At 47.9% G+C, this 23,124-nt stretch carries 18 protein-coding genes; 5 read left to right on the plus strand and 13 right to left on the minus strand.

The window, feature by feature from the left end; translation table 11 throughout:
• The first annotated feature begins 1 nt into the window (after position 1).
• Genes ACN08W_RS05545 through wecC form a run of 3 tightly spaced genes read left to right on the plus strand, consistent with a single transcriptional unit; the run spans position 2 to position 4,614 of the window.
• Entirely contained in the window at positions 2–2,620 is a 2,619-nt protein-coding gene (locus tag ACN08W_RS05545; RefSeq protein ID WP_419108992.1) for a hypothetical protein, read from the plus strand.
• 12 nt (positions 2,621–2,632) lie between these two features.
• Entirely contained in the window at positions 2,633–3,334 is a 702-nt protein-coding gene (locus ACN08W_RS05550) for an acyltransferase (RefSeq protein ID WP_419103851.1), read from the plus strand.
• Between the two features lie 26 nt (positions 3,335–3,360).
• Positions 3,361–4,614 carry a UDP-N-acetyl-D-mannosamine dehydrogenase gene (gene wecC / locus ACN08W_RS05555; RefSeq protein ID WP_419103852.1) on the plus strand — a complete coding sequence of 418 codons (1,254 nt, stop codon included), beginning with the start codon at positions 3,361–3,363 and terminating at the stop codon, positions 4,612–4,614.
• A gap of 20 nt (positions 4,615–4,634) precedes the next feature.
• On the opposite strand, the gene wecB is transcribed toward wecC, so the two are convergent.
• From wecB to ACN08W_RS05600, 9 genes are all read right to left on the minus strand, one after another.
• Entirely contained in the window at positions 4,635–5,798 is a 1,164-nt protein-coding gene (wecB, locus tag ACN08W_RS05560; protein WP_419108993.1) for a non-hydrolyzing UDP-N-acetylglucosamine 2-epimerase, read from the minus strand.
• 35 nt (positions 5,799–5,833) lie between these two features.
• On the minus strand, positions 5,834–6,670 hold the full coding sequence (locus ACN08W_RS05565) for an ABC transporter ATP-binding protein (protein ID WP_419108994.1): 837 nt from the start codon (positions 6,668–6,670) through the stop codon (positions 5,834–5,836).
• Positions 6,654–7,568, minus strand: a complete 915-nt coding sequence (locus ACN08W_RS05570) for an ABC transporter permease (protein WP_419102318.1) — start codon at positions 7,566–7,568, stop codon at positions 6,654–6,656. Before ACN08W_RS05570 ends, ACN08W_RS05565 begins: the two co-directional genes overlap by 17 nt.
• The gene (locus tag ACN08W_RS05575; protein WP_419103854.1) at positions 7,561–9,366 is read right to left on the minus strand and encodes a glycosyltransferase family 4 protein; all 1,806 of its coding nucleotides are present in this window, start codon (positions 9,364–9,366) and stop codon (positions 7,561–7,563) included. The genes ACN08W_RS05570 and ACN08W_RS05575 overlap by 8 nt, the downstream gene beginning before the upstream one ends.
• Before the next feature lie 9 nt (positions 9,367–9,375).
• Complete coding sequence (locus ACN08W_RS05580) at positions 9,376–10,677, minus strand: glycosyltransferase family 4 protein (RefSeq protein WP_419103855.1); 1,302 nt, start codon at positions 10,675–10,677, stop codon at positions 9,376–9,378.
• A 122-nt stretch (positions 10,678–10,799) separates the two neighbouring features.
• The gene (locus ACN08W_RS05585) at positions 10,800–11,429 is read right to left on the minus strand and encodes a hypothetical protein (RefSeq protein WP_419107094.1); all 630 of its coding nucleotides are present in this window, start codon (positions 11,427–11,429) and stop codon (positions 10,800–10,802) included.
• Between the two features lie 94 nt (positions 11,430–11,523).
• The gene (locus tag ACN08W_RS05590; protein WP_419103857.1) at positions 11,524–12,033 is read right to left on the minus strand and encodes an asparaginase domain-containing protein; all 510 of its coding nucleotides are present in this window, start codon (positions 12,031–12,033) and stop codon (positions 11,524–11,526) included.
• A 109-nt stretch (positions 12,034–12,142) separates the two neighbouring features.
• Positions 12,143–12,721 carry an NAD(P)H-dependent oxidoreductase gene (locus ACN08W_RS05595; RefSeq protein WP_419107095.1) on the minus strand — a complete coding sequence of 193 codons (579 nt, stop codon included), beginning with the start codon at positions 12,719–12,721 and terminating at the stop codon, positions 12,143–12,145.
• Positions 12,722–12,825: 104 nt separating this feature from the next.
• Complete coding sequence (locus ACN08W_RS05600; protein ID WP_419102312.1) at positions 12,826–14,577, minus strand: ABC transporter ATP-binding protein; 1,752 nt, start codon at positions 14,575–14,577, stop codon at positions 12,826–12,828.
• Positions 14,578–14,674: 97 nt separating this feature from the next.
• Here ACN08W_RS05600 and ACN08W_RS05605 point away from each other — a divergent pair, with 97 nt between their 5' ends.
• Positions 14,675–15,298, plus strand: a complete 624-nt coding sequence (locus ACN08W_RS05605) for a hypothetical protein (RefSeq protein WP_419108995.1) — start codon at positions 14,675–14,677, stop codon at positions 15,296–15,298.
• Positions 15,299–15,362: 64 nt separating this feature from the next.
• On the opposite strand, the gene ACN08W_RS05610 is transcribed toward ACN08W_RS05605, so the two are convergent.
• The 4 genes from ACN08W_RS05610 to ACN08W_RS05625 form a co-directional block, all read right to left on the minus strand.
• Entirely contained in the window at positions 15,363–16,523 is a 1,161-nt protein-coding gene (locus tag ACN08W_RS05610; RefSeq protein WP_419102310.1) for an ABC transporter permease, read from the minus strand.
• Positions 16,520–18,052: an ABC transporter permease gene (locus tag ACN08W_RS05615; protein WP_419103860.1), complete on the minus strand. Its 1,533-nt coding sequence runs from the start codon at positions 18,050–18,052 to the stop codon at positions 16,520–16,522. Before ACN08W_RS05615 ends, ACN08W_RS05610 begins: the two co-directional genes overlap by 4 nt.
• Positions 18,053–18,204: 152 nt before the next feature.
• Positions 18,205–19,953, minus strand: coding sequence for an ABC transporter family substrate-binding protein (locus ACN08W_RS05620; RefSeq protein ID WP_419108996.1), 1,749 nt, complete (start codon positions 19,951–19,953; stop codon positions 18,205–18,207).
• A 458-nt stretch (positions 19,954–20,411) separates the two neighbouring features.
• Positions 20,412–21,371, minus strand: coding sequence for a phosphoglycerate dehydrogenase (locus tag ACN08W_RS05625; protein ID WP_419103862.1), 960 nt, complete (start codon positions 21,369–21,371; stop codon positions 20,412–20,414).
• Between the two features lie 193 nt (positions 21,372–21,564).
• Between ACN08W_RS05625 and cls the strand changes: the two genes are divergently transcribed.
• Positions 21,565–23,064, plus strand: a complete 1,500-nt coding sequence (cls, locus tag ACN08W_RS05630; RefSeq protein WP_419108997.1) for a cardiolipin synthase — start codon at positions 21,565–21,567, stop codon at positions 23,062–23,064.
• Positions 23,065–23,124: the final 60 nt, after the last annotated feature.

Genomic DNA, 23,124 nt, shown 5'->3' on the forward strand with positions numbered 1-23,124 from the left:
GATGGCTCCTCAACAAGATCTTCAACAACCTCAAGAGCCTGAGTCTGAAATTCAGAACTCTCAAGAACCTGAGTTCGAAACTCAAGATTCCCCAAAAACTCAACCTAAACCGCAGAAATCTCAAGAACTTGCAACTATATCTCAAGGTAGTTCTGCACAGGTTGAGAAGAAGACCGCCACGCAAAAAGTTAAAAATTGTGCGCAGAATGCTGTCACAAAGGTATCTTTAACGTTCAACAAAAAACGTGCTCGTAATGCCATCAAGAAAGTAGCCTTCTCACCCAAGAGCCGAGATTTTGCGCGAGTTATCAATAAATATGCTCGACGCAATGAAAAAATTGCTGATTTGCTCCTTGAAAAGGGTGCACACGACCGTTTAGAACGGCTCGGTTCCGAACGTTTAGAAGCCGGAAAATACTTTGCAAAACTCACCATCAAAAATTGGGAAGAGTATCGAGACCAAAAGTTTAGACTCTACCAAAACGGTAAAGTCGTCTACGGTAATCAGATTGAGCCACCAGCTCGTGGCTTCCCCTTAGAGTACCGAAATATTATCGTTACCTCCCGCGATATTGCTAATTTCTCGCTCAGTATTGATGCCCCGTTCACTCTTGCTATTAGTGAAGGTGCTTTCACCACAGAACAACAAGTCAAATACGATATACAATATGGGGTCGAGCAGCACGATAACGTTTTCTACTCTTTGCGTGGAAATACAACAAACCCTTCAAAAATTCTGATTACGTTCCCTGGATTTGGTCCTTCTACAACCCGTGTTTCTTATGCAGTGAGTTACCTTAAAGCACTCAGCGATCAAGATCTCAGCGATACTCTGATGATTTGTTTCCAAGACCGCTACATGGTTTCAGGAACATACATGATGTGCGATAGCAGCCGAAGGGCACTGTACCCCAAGGTCAAAAAAATCCTTGATAATTTCAAAGATAAATACGGTATCGAGGATAACAAGATGCTGTTCTTCGGGGCGTCTAAAGGTGGCTCTATTGCTATCCACTACGCTCAAGAATACCCTCAGGCAACGCTTTTGCTTGCAGTTCCTCAGATGAACCTGCCTTACTATATGAACAAGCCGTTCTTCCGGTATAACCTTTATGGTACGTTCCGTGAAAATCTTGATCAGGCACCAGATATTGGCAAGTTACAGCAGCCAGAAGACCTACTTCGCTCCTATCTTGAGCAAAAACGCACTATCCACTATTTCTATACCACCTCGGATGAGCTGAGCAACCACTCCCTCATTGAACTTGTGCGAGGAGTGCCTAAACTCACCAAGTACCGTATCAACGGTAAACATGGAGAAGTTGCCCGTATCGCGCTACCATCCATTTTGAATATTATCCGAGATTTCTTAGGCACCGGTACAGAACGTTCTATCGCATGTGAAGATGTCCGAACCTTCCATGACGAGCAGTTCCTTTACTCTCAGCTACGTATTGAGTCTGGCCTTCCAGAAAGCGCTAGCTCAGACACTGAAACAAACTGGTTTATTGAAGCTGATGACGAAGGAACAAAACTTCGTGTCTTACTCACAAGCCACTCCTACGACTTTGTAAAGTACACAAAGCCGGCTCAGCGTCTCTACGCAGCTTATGACCCTATCGAAAAATTCGATAAGATAGTAGGTCTCAATACCGACGGAACCCGCTATATAGGAACATTTCCTGAGCGGCTTACCCGTGCAGAAGACCAAATACAAGAGCCTGTCTTTAATGGTGCTCCTAAACTATCTATCGATACACAAGGAAACATCGAACAATACACGATTATCAACGGCGCTAACCTCGGTCGTTTCCAATATAGGGCACACATTATTAATCATGATGGTGTACTTGCAGAGGTTCACATTGTTGATGATATTAACCGTGCGTCTTATGTTCGTGAGTCTTCTTTCCAAGAGACCACTCCAACGAAATCTCTTACCGTTGTAGAGTCCTTAGATGACTTCACTTTCGTTCAGCTCTTTGCATTACGCACCGTCATCACTTCCGGTTGTGAACGTTTACGAATAGTCTTACATAGTGCTCACGCAGATGCTGAAATTGTTAAGAGCCTCGTAAAAACAGACTGGATTAAGGTTCAGGTTGTTGTTGTACGCCCAGTAGAGAACCTTGATATTGATCGTCGCCCATTCGCGAACTGGATTAAAAAACGTCGTCTCAATGTATTAGGTAGTGCACAACGTCAACGCACACTATTGACAGAGACACCTTATCAGAAGACGGTGCTTCCACGACGACGAGCAATAACGCCCGACAAGATTAGTGTTTCAGCAAGTAGCACATCACAAGCTACCGCAAAGAAAAAAGCCAAGAAAACTGTTTCAAAGGCTACCGTTCAAAGTAGTACTGTAGAAACTCTCCCTGAGAGCACTCCCGTAGACACAATGCCTTCTGGCGTGCTTCACAAAGTTTCATACGAACAGCCACCATCAGCTACACATCAGGAGACCAATACGACATCCTCCCCAGACGTCGAGTCCTCCCCCACACAAAAAGCTGAAACACCCCAAGAAAACCCCACCCCAAAAAATAAGAAAACGCGTGGTTCTGCGAGTCATAAGAAAAAGGGGAATCTACTCGCCCGCAAGCGCCGTCGATAGGAATGACGACACATGCACGTTCTAAAAGCTATATCTGAATACACAGATCAAGATGGAAACCGAATTATCTATTCCGGTGAAAAACCACTTGATAACAAAATATCTATCACTTTTCGAGGCAAGAATAATACTCTCGTCGTACACGAAAAGGCACGAATCCGTCTCGTAAACATCCAATTCGACCAAAATAACGGTCGATGCGAAATTGGTGCCAACGACGGTTCAGTAGCACCTTTCAGCGCAAATATTCGTATTGGAGAAGATTCTTCTGCCCTCATCGGTGATAACGTATCAACAACAACCCCCGTACAAATTTCTGCGGTAGAAGGCACAACAGTACGTATCGGTAACGACGTGATGATTGCTGGTAGCGTTAAAGTACGAGGTGATGATGGACATCCAATTTTTGATGTACGCACCAACCAAAGAATTAACACCGCAAAAGATATCACTATCAAAAACCACGTATGGCTGGGAATAGAATCCTACATTATGGGAGGTGCTGATATTAGCGACGGTTGCGTCGTTGGAGCACGTTCCATCGTAAATAAGGCTTTTCCTAATAACTGTATTATCGCGGGTTCTCCAGCAAAAATTATTCGACGTAACATCGCATGGGAACGTCCCCATCTGTCAATGGCATCTCCTGCTTACAAAGATTCTGGAGATACCGTAGAAAAAAGCGATTACTGGAATATCACCGTTGATCTTTAACCCGCAAGCTCACCTTGGGAGTTCTCATGTCTAACCATTCAGTCACCTTTGTCGGCTTGGGGTATATTGGTCTACCTACCGCGGTGATTATGGCAAACCATGGGTTAGACGTGCATGGTTTCGATATTAACGAACAAGCTGTTGATGCTATCAACAGTGGTGAGCTCACTATTGTTGAACCAGGTTTAAAGCAGAAACTCCGTCAGGCACTAGACTCTGGTTGTTTCCGTGCCAGTACAGAGCCTCGGCATAGCGATACTTTTGTGATTGCGGTACCGACGCCTTGTACTGAGACGAAGGAAGGCGATCTTTCGTATATTTTTAGTGCTGGTGAAAAGATTGCTCCGTTATTACGCGGTGGAGAACTCATCATTTTAGAGTCTACGTCCCCACCTCAGACAACGCAGAAATTGGCGCAATATATTCTGTCGTTACGCCCAGATTTATGCGCAGATGGGGCTCCTAATCCTCAGGGGTTGCCTGTCATATATTTTGCACACTGTCCTGAAAGAATTTTGCCGGGGCGTGCGCTAGAAGAATTAGTAACGAATGACCGTATTATCGGAGGACAGTCTCCTCGTGCTATTGAAAAGGCCTGCGAGCTTTACCGGACTTTTTGCACCGGAGAGCTCTTAGAGACTGACGATGTTACTGCGGAGTTAGCTAAGCTTACCGAAAACTCTTTCCGTGATGTCAATATTGCTTTTGCTAATGAGCTATCGCTGATTGCAGAGTCCTTAGGTGTTGATGTCTGGGAGCTTATTGATTTAGCTAACCATCATCCGCGGGTGAATATTTTGCAGCCTGGGCCAGGTGTTGGTGGTCATTGCATTGCGGTAGACCCATGGTTTATTGTCTCTTCTGACCCCAAAAATTCGCCACTGATTCGTACCGCTCGTGAGGTGAACGATAGAAAACCGCAATGGGTTATTGAACAGGTGAAGTCAGCTGTGGCACGTGTAGATTCTGCCCGTATCGCGGTGCTGGGGCTATCTTTTAAAGCTGATATTGATGATTTACGTGAATCTGCTGCTCTAAAAATTGCTCAGCAGTTAGCACAAGAGCTTCCCCATAGTTCTTTGACTGTGGTCGAACCCCATATTTCGGAGCTTCCATCTGTGTTAAGAGACTATCCTCAAGTACATTTGGCTTCTTTAGAGGATGCTTTAGCGGATGCGAATATTGTGCTGTTATTAGTGGATCATCAGGCTTTCTCTTTAGTACCTGCGTGTGCTCTTGCCGGTAAAGAAGTCATTGATACTAAGGGATTTTGGAGATAGCGATTACGAGGTGCTGGGCATTAGTTGATGGTGAATTCTTCACAGTCTGTGCGTAGCCCGAAGAACTTCTCTAGCGCGTGGATAATACGTTTGCTTGCAGCACCGTCGCCGTAGGGGTTTACCGCCACTGACATCTGCCGATAAGCTTCTGGGTCGTCTAGGAGTCGTGCAGTTTCAGAAATAATATTGTCGGTGCGTGTACCTACAAGTTTTACAGTGCCCGCAGTAATAGCTTCAGGACGTTCAGTGTTCTCACGAAGGACGAGTACAGGAATGCCGATGCTAGGAGCTTCTTCTTGTAGACCGCCGGAGTCTGTGAGTACGAGTGTTGAGGCGCGCAGTAAAGCCGTAAACTCTTGGTACGGTAAAGCGTCTAGAACAATAATATTCTTGATACCGGCAAATATCGGTAGCAGGCTCCCCCGAATTTTAGGGTTCATATGTGCGGGGAAAACGAAACGATGCTCGGGATATTTTTGAGCTAAGTAGGCGATGGCTTGCCCGATTCGTTCCATCGGTTCGCCAAGGTTTTCTCGACGGTGAGCAGTAATGAGCACAATAGGTGAGGTGTCGTTGAGAAGTTCTTGCATCTCTTGTGAGAATTCTTCGGGACGAGCTTCTTCTTGAGAGAGCAAAGCGTCGATAACCGAGTTACCCGTTACAAGAATATCGTTAGGTTTAAAGTTTTCGGCAAGAAGGTTATTTTTAGAGCCCTCAGTTGGTGCTAAGTGCAAGCTAGATATTTGGCTGATTAGTTTACGGTTTCCTTCTTCAGGAAAAGGTGATGTGATATTTCCTGAGCGAAGGCCAGCTTCTAGGTGGATGACTGGTATCTGGTGGTTGAACGCAGCTAAAGCAGAGTATAAGGCGGTGCCGGTGTCTCCTTGTACCAGTAGAATGTCTGGTTTTTCTTGGGCACAGAGTTTACCGATTTGATCAAGGATTTTGACAGCGGTGTCGTTAAGACCTTGGTTCTCTTGCATGATATCTAGGCTATAGTCTGGTTCAAGCCCTAGGACAGTGTTAACTTGTTCTAGCATTTGGCGATGTTGCCCAGTAGAAACTACGAGAACATTAAAATGTTCTGAGGTTTTGAGCTGGTGAATGACCGGAGCAACTTTGATTGCTTCGGGGCGGGTACCATAGACGACCATCACGGTATATTTGCCAGATACTTTTTTCATGGTTTTCTTCTCTTAGTCACTCAAGAATGTTCTTCTTATTCTGAGTTCTTGACGTGTCCTTCTCGTCCTAGTTCTTTTGCATCGTATAGTAGTCGGGCTGCTTTACGTTCGTCGCCTTGGGCGATGTTATGGGCGAACCAACGATACTTTCTGGCTACTTCTCGAGCGTCACCGTCCATGACGAGTTCGCCAAAATCGAGCCAGATTGCGCGAGTACACATATTTTCGATGGTTTGAGCAGCATGGCTGACGAGGAATACGGTGCCGGCTTGGTCTAGGAGTTCTTTCATCGCTTGAGCTGAACGATCTGCAAAAGATGCGTCACCGGTTGAGAGGGCCTCGTCGATGAGAGTGATGCGCGGACGATTCGCTAACATGATGGCGAAGCGGAGACGGGCTGCCATACCTGAAGAGTAGGTTCGCATCGGACGGTTAATAGCTTCTCCGATACCTGCTAATTCCATGATTTGGGTTTTTGCATCAGGTAGTTCGGCAGGGGTAAGCCCCATCGCAAGACAGCCTAGCTCAATATTTTCTTCGCCAGAGAGGTCGTTGTTGAGCACACCGTGAACACCGATGAGCGAGGGCGGAGAAGATGCGTATACTTCGCCGCTGGTGGGTGTTTCTAGTCCGGCGATGAGGCGTAGGAGGGAGCTTTTTCCAGAGCCGTTACGCCCTACGATACCGATGAACTCTCCTTCATGGGCGACGAAGGAAAGTGGTTGCAGTGCGTGCACAATCTTTTTAGGGGCAGATTGAGTGATACGGCTTCTACCTGCTGAGACAACGTAGTCTAGAGAGACATTGTTTACAAGTACGTTCGGTGTTTTTGTGCCGAAGACGAGTTCGCTGAGATCAGTTGTTGAGTTCACGACCGTACACCTCCTCTGCATGCCAGAATGTGAAGAAACCAATGAGCAGTAATCCGATGCTCCATGCGCCAAGAGATCCCCAGTGATATAACGTTCCGAGAGAATGATCCATGAGGATATGGCGGTATAGGTCTAAGAAAATATAGATGGGGTTTGATTGGATAATGTGCGTTATGACGGGGTGGTGAATGAATCGTTCGATGGGGAAGATTACTGCTGAACCATACAATAAGAAACGTGTCAGGACGTTAATTACTTGAGATATATCGGGTATGACGTAAGCGATACGAGCAATAATGAGCCCTAGACCAAGGTTGAAAAGAACGTTGAGTAAGAATGCGGGGATAAAGAGTAACCATGTCCATGAGGGGATGACGTGTGGTGGGATGAGCACGATACCGATAATCATGACGATGATAACGGGTATGCTCGAGAGCGCTTCACGAAGCGCTAAGGAGATAGGCACAGTCAGTCTAGGGAAAGAGAACGCCCTCATCATTGAGCGGTTTTGTGACATAACGGTGGAGCTAGTCACGAGTGCTCGTGAGAAGTATTGGAACATTAGCACCCCAATGATGATGTATGCGTTGTAGTTGTGCATACCGCGTGAGGTGTTGAGGATAAGACCAAAAAGAACCCAGAAGAAGATGACGTCAAAGACGGGTTTAATCACGAGCCACCAAGAGCCGAGACGGTGTTGGCGGTTCTGCATTCGGACTTTAGCGCGGGAGTCTTTCCACATGTAGGCGCGACGTTCCCAGGTTTGTCGTAGGTAGACGATGGGACTTTTACGGACACCTACTCGGTAGAGTTTTCCAGACTCGATATAACGTCGGTATTCTTCTACGGATGGATTTAACGGTGAACTCGGCGTGTATTGGGGTTTTTGTTTACTCATGTTGAGAACCCCCTACTATTTTGTGGTATACCTCTGTCATTCGTTCAGCGTTACTCTTCCATGTTCGTGTCCGTGCGAATTCTCTGCCTTGACGTGCTAATTCTGCTCTTAGGGGCGGATTATTCTTGAGGTCAATAATGGCTTCTGCCAAAGATTGGCAATTTTCTACTAAAAACAGTTTACCTGTCGGCGCTGTTACTGTGTTGTTGATAAGCTCTGCTAACGGTGGAATATCGCTACATAGTACTGGGCGTTTGAGCGCCATCGCCTCAATGGGTTTGAGTGGTGTGACAGAACGGCATACTCTTGTGTTTTTTCGAGGAACAACGAAGAGGTCTAACCCTTGATGCGCAATCATCGCTTTATCGGGTGTTATTTTACCGAGAAATACGGTGTGTTCTTGAAGGTTGAGTTCTTTCACGAGAGAACGCAGAGAGGGCTGCGCTGCTCCGCTTCCAGCAAGAAGCACTCGGATGTCTTCTCCTTGAGATCGTGCAATAGCTACTGCTCGAAGAAGAACGTCGAAGCCTTCATAGTCGACGAGGGAGCTTACCGAACCGACCCAGAAGCCTTCGGGGGGAAGCCCTAAGAGCTTGCGTGCTTGTGTTGAACTGAGATTTTGTTCAAAGAGTTCTTCTCGGACGGCGTTAGGGATAACGGTAATTTTTTCAGCGGGAATACCGCGTTCGATGATGAGGTTTTTCATCACGTTGCTGAGTGTCACGATATGGTGGGCTTCATGCATGAGTTGTGTTTCTCGTGCTTGGATGCTTGTGAAACGTTGACTCTGCTCGGCGTCTTTTTGCTGTTGTGGGGTTTTCTTTTGGGAGACCCACGTTTGTTCCATCATTCCTCGTACCTCATAGACCCACGGAATGTTTAGTTCTTGGGAGAGGGCTTTGGCAACGATAGCGTTGGGGTAGTTTGTGGTGGTGTGAATGAGGTTAATTTTTTCTTGTTGAACAATCTGACGGGCATAGTTTGCCCATTGGGTTAGTCGCTGGGCGTGGGTTTTTGCCAGTTTGAGGGGCAACGTACGCTGGTAGGTCACTTCCTCTACATGCACTGTTGGTGTTGCGTTCCATGTTCCAACCATGACGGGGTATCCGGTGCGGGTGAGCGCATGAATAGTCACTCCAGCATGGATGAGGGCGTTGAGTAGGCGTTGAGTGCGTAGAGTGTACCCAGATTGTGTTGCTGGCAGGGAGTTGGTAATGAGGTGTAGTGCGTTAATTTTTTGCCCGTTGGCTGAGGGCATTGTTCGTTGTGGCACATGTTGTGTGCTGCCATTTAGTGGAAGCTGATAGTTGGACTCTAGCAGGTTTTTTTCTGATTCTAGGCGGTGAGCGTATGAGTGTGCTCCTGCAGTGTGTGCGAGGTTAATAGCTTCATCGATTGCTCCGTTATCCCATGCACTGCGGGCACGAGTTTTTGCCGGTATTTTTGGGTCTTTCCAGTGGATGAGTCCGTAGTGGATGGCAGTTTCTGCGGCGATTCTTTGCTGAGTTTTTTGCCATCGTGAGGTGGTGTGTGTAGTGAGTAGTTCTTGTGCTTCGGCAGGAAAATCTTTTCCGAGGAGGTAGGCTCCTAGGGCGTGTGTTCCGGCTCCGGGTAGTTGTGTTAAGAGTTTGCCGATGCGTTCAGAAAGTTGTGCTGGCGCTAAACGAGCAATGTTAATCCCTAGTAGTAGGGGGTCGTCGTTGAGGTGTCTGCCGATAACTTGGCAGGTCATCAAGGTATTGCGCGCGAAGTCTCGTAGGGGCGGTAAGGTCATTTTCTTATGTGAGTTCTGGTTCATGGGGGTGTTTTAGCCGGTACGGTGTTGTTGGCAAAAGTCTAAGGCTTTTTGATAGAGCTTTGCCATGGTGTTGTAGCTGTACCGTTCTTTGAGAAGTTTTACTCCAGATTCTCCGACGATAAGGTCTTCTGGGTGTGCGTTGAGGTCGGCGAGAGCGTCTGCTAAAGCTGAGGAGTTTTGTGGTGGTATCACGGTGGCAACGCCGCTTTGTTCGAGGAGTTTTGCGGCGCTACCGTCGACAAGGGCGATAATTCGTCGTCGAGTTGCTAGTAGTTCAAAGATTTTTGAGGGTATTGTCCATGCGAATGGTTTTGTTTTACGAAGTGATACGAGGTGCACATCTGCCCATGCGTATGCTTCCCCTAGTTCTTCTCGAGGTATAGGGGGAATAAACTGAACCTTAAGGTTTTCTGTTGTGGCGAGTTGTTTCAGGGCAGGGATTTCGGCGCCTTCTCCGATGATACGTAAGATAAAACGTTGCTCTGGTCTTTTGTGTTCGAGTATTTTGAGCGCGTCAAGGACGACGCTCAGACCTTGGCTACGTCCCACGGTACCGAGGTATTGAATACGGAGTTCGTGACGGTGCCGTTCTGTTAGTTGGAGAGGTTGAGCCTGCTCAAATTCTTGAGGTTCGGCCCCGTTCGGAACAACGAATACTGGGTGTATTCCACGTTCTTTGAGCACGTCACTAAAGTGTTCGGTGGTGACGACAACAGCGTCTGCTTGACGTTGGCAGTATGTGATGGTGGCATGAATACTGCGTTTAATGAGGTGACGGTACCATGGAAGTTTTCTGGTCTGAGATGTGATGTCTCCGGTAATGATGTCTGGCCAAGCATCACGCATCTCTGCAATATGTTCAACACCCCATAGTTTGGACACAACAACCCCTGCAAAAAGACTCGGGATGCCAGGAACGGTCGAAATAACAACGTCAAAGGGCTGGTCTATGCTGTTTTCTGAGTTTCGCCATCTACGCAATACGTATTGCACTCGTTGCACGGCACAATAACCTACTGTTCCTGCGGCGGTAATTATTTGGTCTAGGGTTCGTGGTATTGAGTGGTATCCGTGCAGAAGATACGGCATACGAATCAGGGTTTCACCGTGTCTTCCGCTGGCACGGCGGAAGACCTTACTGCTGTTTTTGCGGAGGCTTTGAGTACTTGTTTTATCGGGATAATGCGGAGGTGGGCAACACACAGTGACGCTGTGACCGTCTTGCATCCAGCGTTGGATAAGGGCTGACCAGCGACGCTGAGGTGCGCCAAGTTCTGGCTCATAGTGGTGCGTGATAAGGAGTATGTTCATGTGTGTTGCGCTGTCTGCAGGCATAAGTTGGGGAGCCCGCATTTTTAGCTACTTTTTAGGTTACCCTATAAGACAAAAGAGAGGACAGACATGTCTTATCCATGTCTGTCCTATCGTAGAGTCTATCTAGCAAACATTTGCTGTCGCTTATAGATGGCTGTTTCAGCGAAGAAGGTATGAGATTTAGGCATCCATAGTGCAACGATAATGACGATTGAAGTAATAAATACTAAGACCTGAATGACGGTGTCGAAAGGTTCGGTGCTTGTTATGTCAGAAAATTCTGAGAGGAATGGTTGCATCAGACTTACGAAGAAGAGCCCAACCAGAGATACGAAAATACTCAGACCAGATAGTACCGTCATGACGATTCGCGCCCAGTTAGCGCCCTTAGTGATGAGAATAGCGAGCAGGATATAGAAACCTAGCATTGCGAGACTATACACGGTGCTGACGAGCTTGGCAGCAAATTCTAGGGTTTCATCACCAATTCCGGTATCTGCTGAGGTCAAGAAGAGAGTGTAGATATTGGAGATGAGAGAGAGCCCCACCAGAACGTAAATAGCGGATGCCGCAATTTTGATGGTTTGTGGTGCTACTGGTTTTGTTCGTTCTTGCCCGCCGGTATACCCCATGTATTGAGAGTATGGGGTGGGTTGTTGCCCAGCATAGGGTTGGGAGGCTTGTGGTGTGTACTGAGGTGTTTGGTAGTTCCCCTCAGTGCGAGGGGTATAACCGTTATTTTCTGTCATCGTTGTCTTACCCTTCACAGAGTTTTATGGTGCCTATCTCATACTATCTCAGCTAGTATCAGTGTGCACTCATGAGTTTTCAGGTACCGGATTTCTACTGGTCAGAGACGAAGATTCCGCGTGAGCGGTCTTTGTGTACTTCTTCTGCGGAGAAGACTTTTCCACTCATGCAGATGTAGACTCCGGGGCTCAGTAGATTCATTGCGCCCACTGCCATACCGAAGTTAAAGCCTGCATCAGAACTGCGCATAGAAGCTGGTTGCATGGCACCGCATAGGACAATAACTTTGTTTTCTCGTTGTGCGTATTGGTGGATGTATCGTGCGGTCTCTGGCATGGTGTCGGTTCCATGGGTAATGATGATATGGTCGTCCGTGACTTTTTCAAGGGCGTTCACGAGTACTGCACGATGTGAGTCTTCCATGTCGAGTGAGTCAAGACGGAGTACGGATTCAAGAGTGAATTCGATGTCGGTCAGTACCGGCGCTAATAGTTGTGGGACGGAAGGGTCCCCGATCTCTAGTTCGCCTTGGAGGGAATACACCTTGTCAATGGTTCCTCCGGTGGCAAGAACAGTAATCCTGTCGATTTTATTGATGGTCATAAGGTTTGTTCATCTCCTTGAGATATATCGTCGTTGATGGTCTCTGCCGCACAGCGTTGTTGGGGCAGTGACTATGATTCTATAGCTAAAACTTGGTGCTATTCGTGTTCTATGAGGTGGCGGTTGAGTTCAATAACCGTAGTTTTTCAGAGAGTTCTGCGGTGGCTCGTTCAATACGGCTATTTGTGCGGTGCGAGTCTTCCGCTGAGGGGTTGAGCGAAGTGTTCGTTGTGTAGATTCCGGTAGGTACAAGGTCAGCTTGAAGGTATCTGAATAACGGTATGAGGCTGTACTCAACCATGAGTGAGTGTTTCCAGCTTCCTCCCACCGCAGCAACGATGGTTGGGGTTCGAGCAATGTCACCGAGTTCGGTCATATCCCAGAACATTTTGAAAAGACCAGAATAGCTGGCGTTAAAGACTGGTGTAATAGCGATAATAGCCGAGGCTGAGCGGACTCTTTCAAGCGCTTCTGCTAGGTCATCTGAGGGGAATCCATCTGAGATGAAGTCTGCCATGTCCATGGCATATTGGCCTAGGTATAGTTCATGAAACTCTCGTGAGCGAGCATGATGCTCGTGTTCTGTGGTGAGGCCTTGACGTATTTTTTCTGCGAGCATCGCTGAAGCAGAATGACGTGACCCGGAGCCGATAACGATAAGGATTTTTTCTGTACTACGCACAACCATAGACACTATCCTAAGTCTCTATTGTGTGTAATGGCTCAAAGAATACGCAATCGGGGGTGCGCACCGTATCAAAGATGCACACCCCCGTTTGTGTCACTGCAATGTTAGATAGTATCGCCAGTTTCTTCTAAGAGACGCTGACGAAGCTCTCGACGTTGAGCTTGAGCGTCAGGGTCTGGTAGAGGAACGGCAGCCAGCAGACGCTGAGTGTATGCTTCACGTGGGTGACGAAGAATCTGCTCACGAGAACCTTGCTCTACGATTTCGCCACGACGCATAACGCAAATACGGTCTGCAAGAGCGTCAATGACAGCAAGGTCGTGAGTGACGAATAGGCAGGCGAAGCCCATTTCTGCTTGAAGTTCTTGGAAGAGCTCCAGTACGCGTGCCTGAACTGAAACGTCAAGAGCAGAAGTCGGCTCATCTGCGATGAGCAGTTTGGGTTTCAAGGAGAGTGCACGCGCGATACCAACACGCTGTTTCTGACCTCCAGAAAGTTCGTGTGGGTAACGGTTACGGTATGAACGAGGCAACTCAACACGGTCGAGGAGCGCTTCAATACGTTTTTGTAATTCAGCGCCTTTAGCAACACCTGCCAGTTGCATGGGTTCACCGATGGATTCGCCAATGGGCAAACGTGGGTTCAAAGAAGATGAAGGATCTTGGAAGACCATACCAACTTCGCGACGGACCTTAGCAAGCTGAGCACGGGTTGGTTTGGTGATATCTTCACCGTTGACGGTAAGTTTTCCTTCTGCAACGTCCAAGAATCCAACGGTTGCACGACCAATCGTAGATTTGCCGGAGCCTGATTCACCAACAAGACCGACGACTTCTCCAGCATGAACGGTAAGATTTGCGTTAGAAACTGCACGGAACGGTCCAACGCGTCCTTGTTTTGGGTATTCCAAAGAGACGTTCTCAAGGCTGAGGATGACTTCACCGGTAGGTTGAGGAGCGACTTTTTCGAGTACCTCTGTTGCTGGGCGAATCTGTTCGGCGGCGTCGTCGATAGCTTCATTGACGTCGATTTCGTTACCGCCAAGATGTAGCACAGCATCTAAAAGTGCCTGAGTGTATTCATGTTGAGGGTTATTGAACACCTCATGGATTTCGCCTGACTCAACGATGACACCACGACGCATCACAGCAACACGGTCAGCGAGGTCTGCAACAACACCCATATCGTGAGTAATCAAGATAATTGCTGAGTGAAGTTTTTTCTGCAGGTTGCGCATGAGCTGAAGAATTTCTGCTTGGACTGTTACGTCAAGAGCAGTTGTCGGCTCATCTGCAATCAGAAGTTTAGGGTCGGTCGAGAGTGATTGCGCAATCATGGCACGTTGACGCTGACCACCAGACATCTGGTGAGGATAAGAGTTAAATGCTTTGACGGGGTCTGGCATTTCTACCATTTCAAGCATTTTGAGTGCTTCAGCTTTTGCTTCAGCAGGAGAGATGTCCTTGTGAAGACGTAGAGTTTCGACGATTTGGTCGCCGACGGTCATGACAGGGTTCATCGCTGTCATCGGTTCTTGGAAGATGACGGCGATGTCGTTACCGCGAACGCTTAGTAGTTCACCGTTGCTCAGCCCAATGAGTTCACGACCATTGAGTTTAACGGAACCGGTGACTTTGGCATTTTTTGGGAGTAGCCCAATCATGCCCATTGAGGAAACAGATTTACCGGAGCCGGATTCACCAACGATGGCGAGGACTTCTCCGGGGTGAACCTCATAGTTGAGGTTCATGGCAGCAGGAACCCATTGTTTATCGACACCGAAGTCTACGGAGAGGTCTCGGACGACGAGGACAGGCTCACTGCCTTGACGTGTTGTAGCTGGCTGTGTAGTCATTGGTACTATCCCAACTGTAAAAAAATTTATGGTGTTCTAAAGCGGCAGATCAAAAAGATCAGAACGAAAGCTGAATAAGAATGAGAAGATAGCCTGTATGGCTTCACAATATTTGCACCAACCACCGGTAGTTATTCGTTCTAAGATGTCGTACGTTTATCTAGCTATTGCTATTTTTGGTGCGTTGAGCATCTTAGCTGCTTGGACAAAGACTGGACGAACAGACCTTTTAGTTCGTTCTATCCTGCCTCTGTTCTTTGCTGTCTATGCTACCTGGTATGTGATGTACTACCCCAAAGTGGTTATCGATGTGGAAGATGTTGTGGTAGTTAATCCCTTTGTGACTCACCGCGTTAACTACTCTTGCCTTATCGATGTTTCTACACGCTATGCGTTGACTCTCGTCACCGCTGAAAAAAGTTACTCTTCCTTTGCCGTAAGTGGTTCTGGAATGGCTCATTCTTTCAAAGCTCATCGTTCGGAGTCACAAGGATTGCCCGCCATTACTCCCCAACAAGACGGGGCGATTCGTCCTAGTGACTTACCTTCGACTCTCTCTGGCGCTACTGCACGTATGATTCGTGGGTATTGGCAAGAGCTTGTCGAAGATGGTGCGCTCGAACAGGTAGAACCTGTAGCTTCTAGCGTTCGTGATACCCGCGGAATCATCATTATGTGTGTTCTTGGGGGTCTCACGCTTATTCAGCTGTTCACTCTGTAATTATCAATTCTCACGCCGTTGGTGGTTAGCTCAGGTGTTTTTATCTGAGCTAACCACGAGGCGTCTAGTTATCTCGTGTTTCTTTACGGATAACTTCTTGGTCGTGTTCACGGGTCTCGTCGTCTGAGAGAGGACCAGAACCTTGGAATCCGCCTGATTGCATTTGCAAGGATTCTCCAGCGATACCCAAACCGTTTTCGGCTGAGTGCGCTACACGCTCTTTAGCTTTGCGTGGGTTGAATTTCTTTTGACGCGGGTCAAAGGCATCGCGTAGGCCGTCGCCGATGAAGTTGATGCACAAAGAAATTGCGAGAATAAACAAGCCGGGGAACCAGAAGAGCCATGGGCGGGTTGCAAAAGCAGTTTGGTTCTCGGAGATAAGGCTACCTAGGGACCAGTCAGGTGCTTTAACGCCGAAGCCCAAGAAGCTCAAAGCGGTTTCGGTCAGAATTGCTGAGGACATCAGCAAGGAGATGTTTACGGTAATAACGCCGACGGTGTTAGGCAGGATGTGTTTGAAGATAATACGAGTATCAGATGCACCTGCTAGACGTGCAGCATCCACGAACTCACGTTCTCGTAAGGACAGAAACTCTGCACGGACAAGACGGGCAAGAGAGCTCCAGAAGAAGAAGCCGACAACCACACCTAAGGCGATGATTGCGGTTCGTCCATTGAAGTGGGTTCCTGCAATTTTACCGAGCACTGCGCTGATGAGCAGAAGCGGAATGATAATGATGACGTCGGTAAAGCGCATGATAATGGCTTCAACCCAACCACGATAGTAGCCGGCGAGTCCGCCAAGCACTACACCGATAACACCAGCAAGGATGCTAATAATCATCACAACAAGGAAGGTGTTTTGGATGCCGCGCATCGTCATTGCGAAAAGGTCGCGGCCGGTAGCGTCCTGACCGAACCAATGTTCGGAGCTAGGAGCTGCACCATTGACGATAGGGTGCATGTCGGTGTATCCGGTATTCCACCATCCGGGGATTGGTCCGATTCCAAGTGAAGACCAAGAAAGGAGCAAGATGCCGATAATGATGATGAGTGAAACGACAGCGCCGGTGTTACCGAAGAAGCGTTTACGAACAATTTGTCCCTGAGTTTTTCCCAAGGTTTCGCGCTGGGTGATGTCGATGCTTGCCTCAACTTCGCGTAGTGCTGCAGTTTCGGTTGTCGGTTCTTTACCAGCATTAAAATCAACGTTTTTAGTTGTCATGCTTTCACCCTTACTCGCGGGTCGAGGATTGAGTAGACGAGGTCTGCAATGAGGTTGAAGACAAGCGCCATAATTGCGGTCACGATGAATACGCCCATGACGGGGTTAGGGTCGACTTGAGCAAGACCGTCAAGGAATAGTGTTCCCATACCTTTGAATGCGAAGATACGTTCGGTAATTGCTGCGCCGCCGATAATAGAGCCGAAGTCCAAGGCGACGATGGTTGCTAGAGGAATGAGCGCATTCCGGAAAGCGTGCTTCATGACAACGCCACGTTCGGAGACACCTTTAGCACGTGCTGTGCGGATGTAGTCTTGGTTCATGATTTCGAGCATGGACGCACGAGAGTAGCGAGAGTAGCTTGCTAACGAGATGAGCGTTAGTGCAACGGTCGGAAGCAAGATGTGCGTCATGGTGTCAAGGTTAAGAATCCAGAAGTCACCGGTAAGGTTTGCGGTTGACGCATTTGCGGTGGGAATGGGGCGTCCACGGATACGGGAGTTACTGATGTAGTCCGGCCATGCTTGCATGAAGCGGTCTGTGAAGATTAACAGTGCCATGAGGAAAGCGGTTAGTCCGCCTACTCGCATATTTTGTCCGCGGTCGTATCCGCCAGCGACAAAGCCGAATCCGACACCGAGCAAGGTAAAGCACACGGCGATGATGAAGACCATCAAGAATGTTGCTTGGTTGAGAAGTGTCTGAAGCGGGAAGTAAACGATAAGTCCTAGTGCTACTGCTGCAATACCGCTATAGAGGGCACGGCGGTTTCTAATGCCGGAGACAAGAATTGTCATAACGTATGCGCAGAGTAGTCCAAGTACTGCTAGGAATGGAATGCCTAGTCCGGGGTGCAAGAACCAGTCGGTTACGGAGACGAAGAAAATGATGCCGAAGGTCAGCACGGCACCGAAGACGCCGAGGCTGATACGTGTTTTGAGTTTTCCGTAGGAGGCTGAGTACCAGAAGAGTCCGGCAACGAGAGAGATGAGCAGGTTGCTCATCAAAGATACTTGCGGGTCGGCAAGGAAGTCGTTGAAGCCAATCGCGAGGATTTCTTTGAGTAGTACTGCAATCCAGAAAGATGGCAAGGAGAAGAACAGGAAGCTTGCAAAGGTAATGGTGTAGTCAAGTCCTGAGTACTGGCGTAATGCTGAAACGATACCTAGGCTGATACCGATAAGAATTGCTAGGACGGTGGCAGCAAGAACCAAAATTAGTGTTTGGTAGATAGCGTTTGAGAGTAACTGTGTAACGGGTGTACCCGAGAGGTTTGTTCCGAAGTCACATTGTCCGATAAGGCACTTGGAGACGCCAGTAATCCATAGAACGTAACGGACAGGAATTGGCTTATCGAGGTTCAGCGCTTCAGTACGCTGAGCGATAAGAAGGTCTTTGTTAGGGCTGTTACTGGTACGTAGCTCTGCCAAAGGATCGCCAGACAGAGCGGTGAGTGTAAAGACTAGAAAGGAAGCGGCAAGTAGGATAAAGACCGCTGTTATTAGTCTCCTCACGGTATAGGTCAACATGATGATTCCTGAAGGGGTGAGTCAATGTGGGGAGAGTTTAAACGCACGGCGTGGATGCCCAAAAAGATGAGCATCCACGCCGCCGTTGGCGTATAGCACTCAGTGCTGAGCGCTATACAAGGAACGCTGCACCTGGGATAGTTGTGCTTTTATTACTTGATATCCCAGTCAACGATGTTCCAGGTTGCAGGGTACTGACCGGGTTTAGGATCGATACCTGAAATGGACTTGTTGTAAGCAACAAGGCTTGGGCTCTGGAAGAGAGGTAGGCCGTAGCCATCTTTGAAGAGCTCGCCGTCAGCTTGGATGAGAACCTTCTGGATCTCTTCGTTATCGACGGTGCTCATCACTTTCTTAGCGTCTTCGTCAACGGTTGCGTTGGAGTAACCGGTGAAGTTAGATCCGCCGTCGGTTGCGAAGATCTGTCCGAGGGATTCGTGGCCTACGCCAGGGGAAACCCAACCGAAGATAGAAGCGTCGTAGTAGCCTTCTGGGCCCTTAGAAAGTTCGCTAGCCCACTGCTCAGAGCCAAGAGATTCAACCTTGAAGCCTGCCTTACCAGCTGCTTCTTTAATCATCTGGAAGGTGTTTTCGCGGTTGCTGTTCTTGTTGTTGTAAAGAATCTTCACGGTAGGTGTTGCACCGTTGAGAAGTTCTTTAGCCTTAGCAATGTTTGCTTCAGGGTCGGTAGTGGGGTATTCGCTGGAGTTGTTCTGCTTAACAGCTTCTTCGTATGCTTTGCCCTGAGATACAACGAATAGTTCGGAGTTAAGAACTACTGCGTCTGGCTGCATAGGCTTGATGAGCTTGTCAACAACGTCCTGACGAGGGATGGTGAGCAAGAATGCTTTACGAACGTTCTCGTCTTTGAAGACATCAGAGTGGAAGTTCAAGTCGAGGTGATCGTAGGAGAGGTCTGGAGCAACGTGAGTTTCTGCGTTGTCCAAAGCCTTAGCCTGAGAGACAGTATCAATAGATGCCTGCGGAGTGATAACGTCCACGTCGCCGTTCTTCAATGCCTGAATCTGAGCTGCAGCATCGGGAAGAATCTTGAGGGTAATTTCGGAGATAGCAGGCTTCTTAGGACCTTGGTAGTTTTCGTTTGCTACGAGGGTAACAGACTGGTTTTCGACAACAGCGTCAAGCTTGTATGGGCCGTTGCATACAATGAGGTCTTCGCTTGGCATGGTGGTGGTGTTGAAGCCGGTGTTCCATGCGTCTGCGATTTTACGTAGGTCTGCGTTCTCTTCACCGGGCTTAGCGTTCTTGATAACCTCTACGAGCTTATCTTCGTCCATGCCTGCGAGTTTAGCTACAACGTGAGCGGGGGTAGCGACTATGTCGTATGCAACCTCCCAGTCAGCAAATTTCTGTGGGTAGGTGAAGGTAATGGTCTTTCCGTTGTCAGAGAGAGCGGGAACGCCAGCATTGCCTAGACCAGCGGTGTCGCCAGCATAGGAGAAGTAGGTGAGGTCTTTTTCGGAGTCATCGAAGTGTCCGGAAAGAACAGCCCATGCCAAGAGGAGGTCGCCTTCACCGATTTCGTTACCGTCAGACCACTTCATGTCGTCTTTAACGGTGTACTTAACTTCCATGCCGTCGCCTTTATCGGATTCCTCATAGGTTCCGAACCAGTCGTTATGTACAACCTCAAGCTTATTGTTGATGGAGTAGAAACCGGAGGTGGTCATGTTAGCAATCATGCCGTTGGTGTCGACGTTACCGTCAGCAGAATTGCTATTGAGGGAGCTGAAGGTGTTCACGATTGCCATTGAGACAGATTTTGAACCCTTATCCCCGGAAGATGAGCTTGCGTTGTTTCCGGTGCTTGCACAAGAGGATAGTGCAAGAGCGGATACGGCTGCAAAGCCGATGATGGAGGATCTACGTGAAATGCGCATTCCTTCTCCTTTTTCAATATGAGATGTTGTGTGCGACTACCAGAGCTCATCGTAGATGAACGACAGGCAACCTAAGTGACTGGAAACACATGTAAGTTTCATTGTAAACAAAACTTAACCAGTTGTACATGAAGATACCCTAAAACGAATCTTTATTCATATGATGAGAAAAAGCTAAATAAAGGTAAAATTTTTATTACCAAACACAAGCAACCCTCTTTAACCCTAAATAATCAAACCAATAAATATCACTTGACTAGGTTTTATATGGGTTACATCAATAATTAGTTATTTTCTTCGTAAAAGATTTATGTTCTTTTTAAGTGCCGTTTAACACCCTCTCCAAGCCCAAAAAATAATATGGAATTAACATACAAACAGGCGTGGTGTACACATAGTGGACACTTAAAACACAGAAGCCGGCGAGGAAACACCCCACCGGCTTCATACAGCAAACCTTACATCTTATTACGATAATCAGCAGTTTCGCCACTAGCCTCAGCACGCACAGCACAAAGATTATGCGCAATCAGCTCCTCAGGATTCACCGGACGTCCACCCGCCGAATGAGGAGTAATCACCAAATTCTTCGTACCCCATAGAGGAGAATCCGAAGGCAAAGGCTCTTGCTTCACCACATCAACCGCAGCACCAGCAATAGCACCGCTCTCCAACGCCGCAATCAACGCATCCTCATCAACAGTGACACCGCGACCAACATTCACCACAAATGCACGAGAAGGCAACAACGCCAAACGCTGTTCGTTCAACGCATTCTCCGTCTCAGCAGCAGCCGGAAGAATCATCACCAAAATATCAGTCTGAGGCAAGTACTGTTCAATATCATCAACAGCAATCACGGGAAAACCAGCTCGTTCACCAGCAGAACGCGCCACACCCTGCACCTGAGCACCAAAGGCCTGAAATAAGCGGGCTGTGCTCTGACCGATAGATCCAAAACCCCAAATCAAAACACGAGCGCCCAAAAGAGTTGTGACTTTATCCGCAGGATGAAGCTCCTGAGGACCACCTAACTCCCCCGCCCAACGAGAATTATCTTGCTCCTCAGAAAGCAACGGCAAGAAACGCACAAAATTTAATGTCAAAGCCAGCGCATGCTCAGCAACGGTCAAAGAATGCAAGCCAATACCAGAACAGATAACCGCTTCATCACGGAAACCAGCTGCACGAGCCTGGTCAGGCCCAGCAAGAAGAGCCTGAACCAACTTCACCTGAGATAAATTCTTCGCTGCATCTTGCAACTGTTCATTAGTATTACCCCAGCTAATCATGACATCGGCATCATAGTGCTCTGCAGGTAAAAGCTCAGTAGGGTCATAAGAAACTAGCGTATCTTCTGCCTGAAGACCAAGCTTCTGAGCGTCCAAAGGAATAATAGTAGGAGCAAGGATTTTCATATCAAATCTTCCATATCACGAGAACATTAAACATGCCCTAAGGCACTCTTCTTAGATTATGTCCTAGAGCACACAGAATAAAAATATCAACACCCAAATTACGACAAATACATCCACCCAACACACATACCCCCGAAGAAATATAAGAAAATACACTCTTCTCATCTGAAAAACTTTCTATAAAATAAATCTCGTGGACCCTCTTAACATCTTTGGACTAGCCCATCTACCTACGTGGTTAGCGTTAACACTCTTCATCCTCGATATCACCTTGCGTATTATCGCAATCTGTTGGCTACCCTATAACCGCAAACCCGTGGTTGCTCTCGGCTGGCTCATGGCAATATTCCTCGTCCCATATATCGGGTTTGTTGCCTTCTTGCTCTTTGGATCTTCCCGACTACCACGACACCGAAGAATCCGACAACGCACCATCAACGACATGATGAAAGAGATACTCGCATCCAAAAATGCTGATGAAGAATCCCGTTCCATCCTCGGATCCCATGGAGAACTTCCTGAACCAGCACGAGTAGCAGCGAACCTCAACTACAAGCTCGGAGCGCTCCCCCTCGTCGGTGGCAACACTTTCACACTCATCAAAGATAACCACCAAGCTATCCGACAGATGACAGAAGAAATCAACCGGGCAGAACGATACGTACACTTCGAGTTTTATATTGCCGCCTACGACAACACCACCAAACCGCTATGGGATGCGCTTCTTGCAGCACACCAGCGCGGAGTACTGGTCAAAATCATGATCGACCATTGGGGCTCTCGAAAATACCCCAATTGGAAAAAACTCTGCAAACTCCTTGATGACTCCGGAATCAACTGGCAGCTCATGTTGCCCTTGAAACCATTCCAAGGTAAATGGCAACGACCAGACCTGCGTAACCACCGCAAAATCGTCATTGTTGACGGTCGTATCGCATTCTCCGGCTCACAAAACGCTATCGACCGTTCCTACAATCTATCTGCCAACCTCAAAAAAGGACTCGTCTGGCAAGACCTTACATTCTCATGCACAGGCCCCGTTGTTGAAGAACTTAACGCCGTCTTCATCTCAGACTGGTACTCCGAAACACGAGAACTACCACTGAACGAAATCGAAACAGCTATTCCCCGTGTGCACAGCGGAATGTTGGCACAAATTGTTCCATCGGGCCCCGGATTCGAAACGGAAAACAATCTACGCCTCATCAACTACCTCATTTACAATGCAGAACGACGCATCGTCGTCTGCTCCCCCTACTTCGTCCCAGAAGAAACACTCTTACAAGCACTCACCAACGCAGCACTATCAAAAATTGATGTCACCCTCATCGTCTGCGAAAAAGGAGACCAGTTCCTACCCAACATGGCTCAACGCTCCTACTACGAGAAACTTCTCCATGCCGGAGTCACCATCAAACAATACCCCGGGCCAACCGTATTGCACTCAAAATACATGTTTGTAGACGACCACCTCACGTTCATCGGCTCATCCAACATGGATCCGCGCTCATTTGCGCTCAACCTCGAAGTATCCACCTTCATCGTTGATACAGGAATGGTTAAAGAGTTAGAAAGTATCTCTGAAGAATACATCTCTCAATGCAAAACCCTCCGATACGACGAATGGGTTGCCCGCCCCAACCGTATCAAGGTCGTAGAAAATATCTGTAGGCTCTGGTCATCGCTCCTTTAAAAGATGAGGGTTCTCTCTGATATACCCCCTACACCAAAGAGAACCCTCACACGGCGAATC

Origin of the sequence: Rothia sp. CCM 9419 (assembly GCF_048512815.1) — a bacterium.
Lineage (GTDB): Bacteria > Actinomycetota > Actinomycetes > Actinomycetales > Micrococcaceae > Rothia.

Excerpts from the sequence above, each read along its gene's own strand:
- ACN08W_RS05620 (WP_419108996.1), bottom strand. The coding sequence starts at position 19,953 with ATGCGCATTTCACGTAGATCCTCCATCATCGGCTTTGCAGCCGTATCC.
- ACN08W_RS05545 (WP_419108992.1), top strand. The coding sequence starts at position 2 with ATGGCTCCTCAACAAGATCTTCAACAACCTCAAGAGCCTGAGTCTGAA.
- ACN08W_RS05570 (WP_419102318.1), bottom strand. The coding sequence starts at position 7,568 with ATGAGTAAACAAAAACCCCAATACACGCCGAGTTCACCGTTAAATCCA.
- ACN08W_RS05590 (WP_419103857.1), bottom strand. The coding sequence starts at position 12,033 with ATGACCATCAATAAAATCGACAGGATTACTGTTCTTGCCACCGGAGGA.
- wecC (WP_419103852.1), top strand. The coding sequence starts at position 3,361 with ATGTCTAACCATTCAGTCACCTTTGTCGGCTTGGGGTATATTGGTCTA.
- ACN08W_RS05585 (WP_419107094.1), bottom strand. The coding sequence starts at position 11,429 with ATGACAGAAAATAACGGTTATACCCCTCGCACTGAGGGGAACTACCAA.
- ACN08W_RS05610 (WP_419102310.1), bottom strand. The coding sequence starts at position 16,523 with ATGACAACTAAAAACGTTGATTTTAATGCTGGTAAAGAACCGACAACC.
- ACN08W_RS05625 (WP_419103862.1), bottom strand. The coding sequence starts at position 21,371 with ATGAAAATCCTTGCTCCTACTATTATTCCTTTGGACGCTCAGAAGCTT.
- ACN08W_RS05575 (WP_419103854.1), bottom strand. The coding sequence starts at position 9,366 with ATGAACCAGAACTCACATAAGAAAATGACCTTACCGCCCCTACGAGAC.
- ACN08W_RS05600 (WP_419102312.1), bottom strand. The coding sequence starts at position 14,577 with ATGACTACACAGCCAGCTACAACACGTCAAGGCAGTGAGCCTGTCCTC.
- ACN08W_RS05605 (WP_419108995.1), top strand. The coding sequence starts at position 14,675 with ATGGCTTCACAATATTTGCACCAACCACCGGTAGTTATTCGTTCTAAG.
- ACN08W_RS05615 (WP_419103860.1), bottom strand. The coding sequence starts at position 18,052 with ATGTTGACCTATACCGTGAGGAGACTAATAACAGCGGTCTTTATCCTA.
- ACN08W_RS05580 (WP_419103855.1), bottom strand. The coding sequence starts at position 10,677 with ATGAACATACTCCTTATCACGCACCACTATGAGCCAGAACTTGGCGCA.
- ACN08W_RS05595 (WP_419107095.1), bottom strand. The coding sequence starts at position 12,721 with ATGGTTGTGCGTAGTACAGAAAAAATCCTTATCGTTATCGGCTCCGGG.
- ACN08W_RS05550 (WP_419103851.1), top strand. The coding sequence starts at position 2,633 with ATGCACGTTCTAAAAGCTATATCTGAATACACAGATCAAGATGGAAAC.
- wecB (WP_419108993.1), bottom strand. The coding sequence starts at position 5,798 with ATGAAAAAAGTATCTGGCAAATATACCGTGATGGTCGTCTATGGTACC.